The following is a 5,075-nucleotide window of genomic DNA, read 5'->3' as shown; positions in this document are numbered from 1 at the left end:
AAGGTTCGGTTGTCGATCCGCTCGAATCGGGGATGCCTGGCCGACGGGTGAATGCGATAGACCCAACTACGCCTGTTGATCTCGCGCGGTTCGGTGAACGCTGTGCCGGAGAGCTGCTCGGCGTAGAGCCCGTAGGGTGCGCGTTGTGGTGAATTCTGCCCCCACGGCAGGGCGCCGGCGGCCGCCTCCGAATGATGTTCGTTTCCGAACCCGGTCTGGTATTCGAGTCCGCCACTCATCGTCGCAATCCTCCCTGTGCATCGAATTCGGCTTCACGTCCATCCATTTGGGCTCGAAGCCAGCTACGGCGGTGAGCGTCGGATAGCCGCGCCATGCGCTCGCCCACTCCAGGGACGAGCCGCCGAATCAGCTCGAGCACAGTGATGACCGGAAACCTTGCGACAATGATGAGGATCCATGGGAACACCGCAGGCATGTCGTACTTGCCGCGTGTTACGGGGCTCATGAACAGGGCGGTGTATGCACCATAGATGCCGTGGTTGTACCGGGCGCGCAGTCTCGCCAACCCCTTCTGGTTCGGTCGTGGCGCGAAACTTGCGGGGAACGATTCGATGAGCTCTTTGCCGTGTACTCCGGCGTCGTAGCTCCGTGCGGAGGAAACCATGGCCGTCATCCGTAGCGAGTCGGCGATGGTGGTCGGGAAATTGTGAACTCCGACGCCGAGTAGATAGCCCATGTACTTCTGGAAGTGCAACAGCGCCCGAATTTCGGTAGCGGTGGTCTGCAACCCGACGAGTCGCAGCGCCAGCGCCGGCACGGTGCTTCCGCCGAGCAGCGTCAGCATCTGATAGCCCTGGCTGATGGGGTAGCCCCACTTCTCGGTGTGCCATTCCGGGTGTCCGTCGATTCGGCGTCGAACCGCAACGTGCATCACCCGCACTTTCATCGCGGTTGCGCGGCCGGTCGATCCGATGCGCAGGAGCGCACCCGGTTCCGAAGTGTCCACCCAGAACTGGCAGGTCTCGAGAAACCGGCGCAGAGCGTTGTCGCCCGCGTACCCGCCGGCTAGCGACAGCGGCGTCGCGACTGCGGCCTCGGTGTACATCTCCAGCGTGATACCACCCGCAACAGCGAACAACATTGTGCCCCAGCGGCGCCAGATTGCGGCTCCTTGTTCGACGAGTTCGGGCTCGACCCACTCCGGGACCGTCTCGAACTCCTCGAACAGAACCCGCATGCTGTCGGGGACGTCGTCGAGTGCGTCGATACCGTCTACCAATGCACGGTCGAGGAGTGCTCGTCCGGCTTTCGGATCCGCTGCGAAGACCTCGTCGACGAAGTTCTCGGCGACTGGATCTCCGTGAAACAAGCTGTCGCAGAACTCGTCGGCGATGTCGTCGGTCGGAAAGATCGACGTGCCGAGCACCTTCCGCACGGTTGATTCTATTCGCGCGATGCGAGGGTTCTTGCGGTGTTCCCAGTAGGTGAACGCTGTCGGGACTCGCTTGGTCTCCGCCGTGAGTGTCATAGGTTCTTCTCCATCCATGCGCGGCATTCGTCGGTGACGGTGCTGATGCCCTGCGGTTGGTCGACGAGATAGTGATTGAGTTTCGGTAGCTCGACCAAGGTCGAGCCGGGACTGGCGTCGTGCATGAGGCGCGAATCTTCCGCGAACGCGGCTTGGTCGCCGAGAAGGGAGACGATCAACGTCGGTGCGGCGATGTTCGGCAGATTCTTCAATGCATCGGCGCCGGTGTGATCCGAACTCCATGTGCTGAGCCAGCTTCGTACCGAAACGAATCGGGCTAGGCCTCCGGCAGCGGTGTTTGCCCGCTGGGGATCTCCGTACATGCTGCCTACCAGGCGATCGCTCGGATCGAGTGTGAGGTCGACGAATCGTGGATCGGCCACGGTCCGATGAACCACGAAGGCGCGATCCGAGGAGTCATGTGCGGCGATGCAGTCCAGCTCGCGGATCGCCCATTCGTCGATTCGTCTGATGCGTTCGAGTTGTGCGGCGCGGTATCTTTCGACCCATTGCCGGTCCAGAGGAATCCGTCGATCGGGCGCATACAGATCGAGATCCGAATCGGTTGAAAACGGGTCGAGTTCGTCCGTGATTGCGGCGTCGATCCAGTGCCGCAATACGCGAGCCCGCCCGGAATGGGCCCCGACGAGCATCACTGCGTCTGCTGGAACGAGTGGGGGGCCGTCGATGTCCGCAGTCGTAGTTTCGGCCTGCTCCTGGTAGTAGGTCGACAGCGAGCCGCCGCCGCTGAATCCCAGCAGCACCACCTTCTCGAATCCGAGCTCGTCTTTCATCCACCGAACACCGGATCCGACGTCGGCGATCGCACGTTCCATCAGCAGTGCCGGTTCGTTGGAGCTGTACCGCGTGTTCAGTCCCATGATGGGCAGGCCGGCTTCGGCGAAACCGCGAAGCAGAAAATGCGACAGGAAATCCGAGGTGGGGTGTGCCAGGAGAATCCCGACGTTCCGATCGTGGTCCTGCTGGGCAACGAGATTGGCGTGCAGGGTGGGGTAGTGCCGCGACAGACCTGAGTGCATCTCCACTCGTCCGTCCCGGGCTGGTTCGTATGGAACTCGTTGGAAATTGTCGACGATCACGAAAAGGTCCGCCTCCTACGACGAATGCGATCTGGATCACAGAAATCTACCATACTCTCAGGTATGGACAAGTCCAGATTTCGTGAAGCGTTCTCCTGCGAACTATCCATACCGTGTAGTACGGTCAGTTGGTTCCGGGATAGGAGGGAATTCGATGGGTGGGCGAGAAGCAATGCTGGACAGCGCATCCGCATCAGCAGCGGACATACCGGCAGAAGACACTTCGGTGAAGGCTGCGACGGTTGACGATGCACCTGCGGCAGACACACAAACCGAGGACGGCTCGGCACCTGCTGACTGGGCAGCCGAATCGGATTCGGAATCGGTCGACAGCGCACTCGACCCACACCGGCGCCTGCATCGCATCGCGCTTGCGGTCGCCGTGCTCGCGATCGGAACGCTCGGCACGGCCACCGCTGTGCTGCTGAACGAGCACCTGCAATCCAATGCCACAATGGCTCTCGAGCAGCGCTATCTGCAGGCAGCACGACAGGGCGTGCTCGATCTGACCACCATCTCTGCGGCCACCGTAGACGACGACGTCGCGCGAGTTCTCGAACGGTCCACCGGAACCTTCCGCGACCAGTTCGAGGAACGGTCGGATGATTTCGTCGCCGTTGCGCAGCAGGCAGATGTGACGGCGACGGGTTCGATCACCGAGGCCGGAATCGAAAGTGCCGACGGCAACGCAGCGAGAGTTCTCGTCTCGGCGACGTCGAGTGTCACCAATTCGTCAGGAGCGCAGGAGGAGCCGAGAGTGTGGCGTCTTCGTATCACCCTCGAGAACGGCGGCGGGTCGATCCTGATGTCCGATGTGGAGTTCGTCCCATGATGAAGCAGCGCATGCTCGTTGCAGGTCTATCGGTGTTGCTCGTGGGTACGGGCGCATCGACGGCCTCGCTGTATCTGATGAATCGAGCAGACGACGAACAGGCGCGGGCGCGTACCGAAATCAGCGATGCAGCCGATGACGGTGCGGTGGCAGTCCTGTCGTACCGAGCGGATTCCGTCGATGCGGACATCGCACACGCGTCGTCGTACCTCACGGGAGACTTCCTGACGTACTACAGCGCATTCGGGGCAGAGTCGATCGCACCGGCCGCGAAGGACCGGGGTATCACCTCGAGTGCAACGGTATCCGCCAGCTCGATCGTGTCGTCTTCCGAGAACTCGGCCGTGGCGCTGGTATTCGTCAACCAGAACGTCACCTCGACCGACGCGCCGGATCCAAAGGCAGCGTCCAGCAGTCTTCGGATCGAACTGACGCAGGTCGACGGGCGTTGGCTGATCGCGAAGCTCGACCCGATCTAGACAAATCCAGACCCGATCCAGCGGTTCATCAGGGTCATCCGCCGTCCGGGACGAGCAGTCCGTCGAGAGTGGCGGGCTCGGAGTCGAGACCCTCGTCGACGTATCGTCGGCCGTCTGCGGCGATGTAAGAGCTGTCGGCTGGGTCGTACTCGCCGGTCGATGCCACCGGATCTCGGCACAGGTCCACTGTGGCGGCGCGTCTTCCCGGAAACTCCATGCAAGGAAGGTTTCTCGCGCCTCGGATGGCAGTCGGATCAGCCGGATCGGCCTTGCAGTAGAGGCCGTCGGGAGTCGGGATCGTGTCGACTTCGGTGGGTGATCGGCGTTCGGATGCCGGCAGGAATCCCGTGGTGCACGGCGGCGGGTCGTTCACTTGAGCGGCGAAGTATGTGTTCTGGCCCGGTGCCCCAGCCTGCGAATTGAGCATTCCCGTACCTTGCGTCGCCGCGATGAGCGGCGGGTACAGGACCAGAATTTGTTCGATCGACGGGTTGTACACCACGGCAACTTGCTCGACGGTGTTCAGGTTGGCCAGCAACAGAGGGAGAGTCGGCTGCAGTTGTTGAAACAGGGCGGTGACCTCGGTTGCAATGGGCGCGCCCTTGTCGATGAGGGCGCGAATCGAGGCGTCGCGATCGCGCAGTTGCCCGGTGACGCCGGTCAGTGATGCGGCCCAGTTCCGGATCGACTCGCTGCTGGCCGCCGTTGCCGCCAGAACCGGATCGGCGTTGTCGATCAGCGTCGCGATCGACTCGGAGTCGGCGTTCGCGTCGGCGCTCAGGGCTCGAAAGGAATCGAGTAGTTCGGCTACGTATGTTCCGTTGTTTCCGAGTGCAGCTCCGCTTTCGTCGAGCAGGCTGCGCAAGTTGTCGGAGCCGACGGACGCCAACGCTGCTTGCAGGAGATCTATTGTAGGACCTACCTGTTCGGGGATGAATGTCCTGTGCCGTGGAATCACAGATCCAGGCGACAGGTAGGGGCCATCGTCGGACTCGGGGATGATGTCGATGTACTGTTCTCCGATCGCGGACATGGAGTGGACTTCGGCGTTCGCATCGGCGGGAACTGCAATGTCGGTTGTCAACGACACGATTGCACGGGCACCGTCACCGACACTGGTGAGTTCGACGACCTTGCCGATCTCGGAACCTCGATACGTCACGTTCGCGCCGGTG

At 62.0% G+C, this 5,075-nt stretch carries 6 protein-coding genes; 2 read left to right on the top strand and 4 right to left on the bottom strand.

Annotated elements, in window-relative coordinates; translation table 11 throughout:
- The 3 genes from A2J03_RS02815 to A2J03_RS02805 form a co-directional block, all read right to left on the bottom strand.
- The coding region (locus A2J03_RS02815) for a homogentisate 1,2-dioxygenase (RefSeq protein ID WP_156520164.1) at window positions 1-239 on the bottom strand (239 nt) is incomplete at its 3' end.
- Window positions 236-1,489 carry an oxygenase MpaB family protein gene (locus A2J03_RS02810; protein ID WP_068369425.1) on the bottom strand — a complete coding sequence of 418 codons (1,254 nt, stop codon included), beginning with the start codon at window positions 1,487-1,489 and terminating at the stop codon, window positions 236-238. The genes A2J03_RS02815 and A2J03_RS02810, both read right to left, overlap by 4 nt.
- Window positions 1,486-2,529 (bottom strand): alpha/beta fold hydrolase, encoded by a 1,044-nt coding sequence (locus A2J03_RS02805; protein ID WP_231912338.1) that lies wholly within the window; start codon window positions 2,527-2,529, stop codon window positions 1,486-1,488. Before A2J03_RS02805 ends, A2J03_RS02810 begins: the two co-directional genes overlap by 4 nt.
- Before the next feature lie 214 nt (window positions 2,530-2,743).
- Here A2J03_RS02805 and A2J03_RS02800 point away from each other — a divergent pair, with 214 nt between their 5' ends.
- Together A2J03_RS02800 and A2J03_RS02795 are read left to right on the top strand one after the other, a co-directional pair.
- The gene (locus tag A2J03_RS02800; RefSeq protein ID WP_231912337.1) at window positions 2,744-3,421 is read left to right on the top strand and encodes a hypothetical protein; all 678 of its coding nucleotides are present in this window, start codon (window positions 2,744-2,746) and stop codon (window positions 3,419-3,421) included.
- A complete protein-coding gene (locus A2J03_RS02795; protein WP_068369423.1) occupies window positions 3,418-3,900 on the top strand; it encodes a hypothetical protein in 483 nt (160 codons plus the stop codon). The genes A2J03_RS02800 and A2J03_RS02795 overlap by 4 nt, the downstream gene beginning before the upstream one ends.
- Before the next feature lie 34 nt (window positions 3,901-3,934).
- On the opposite strand, the gene A2J03_RS02790 is transcribed toward A2J03_RS02795, so the two are convergent.
- On the bottom strand, window positions 3,935-5,075 hold a 1,141-nt coding region (locus A2J03_RS02790; protein WP_068369421.1), incomplete at its 5' end, for an MCE family protein.

This window comes from Rhodococcus sp. EPR-157, from assembly GCF_001647195.1.
Taxonomy (GTDB): Bacteria; Actinomycetota; Actinomycetes; order Mycobacteriales; family Mycobacteriaceae; genus Rhodococcoides.
This window is presented reverse-complemented; position numbering and strand designations above follow the sequence as displayed.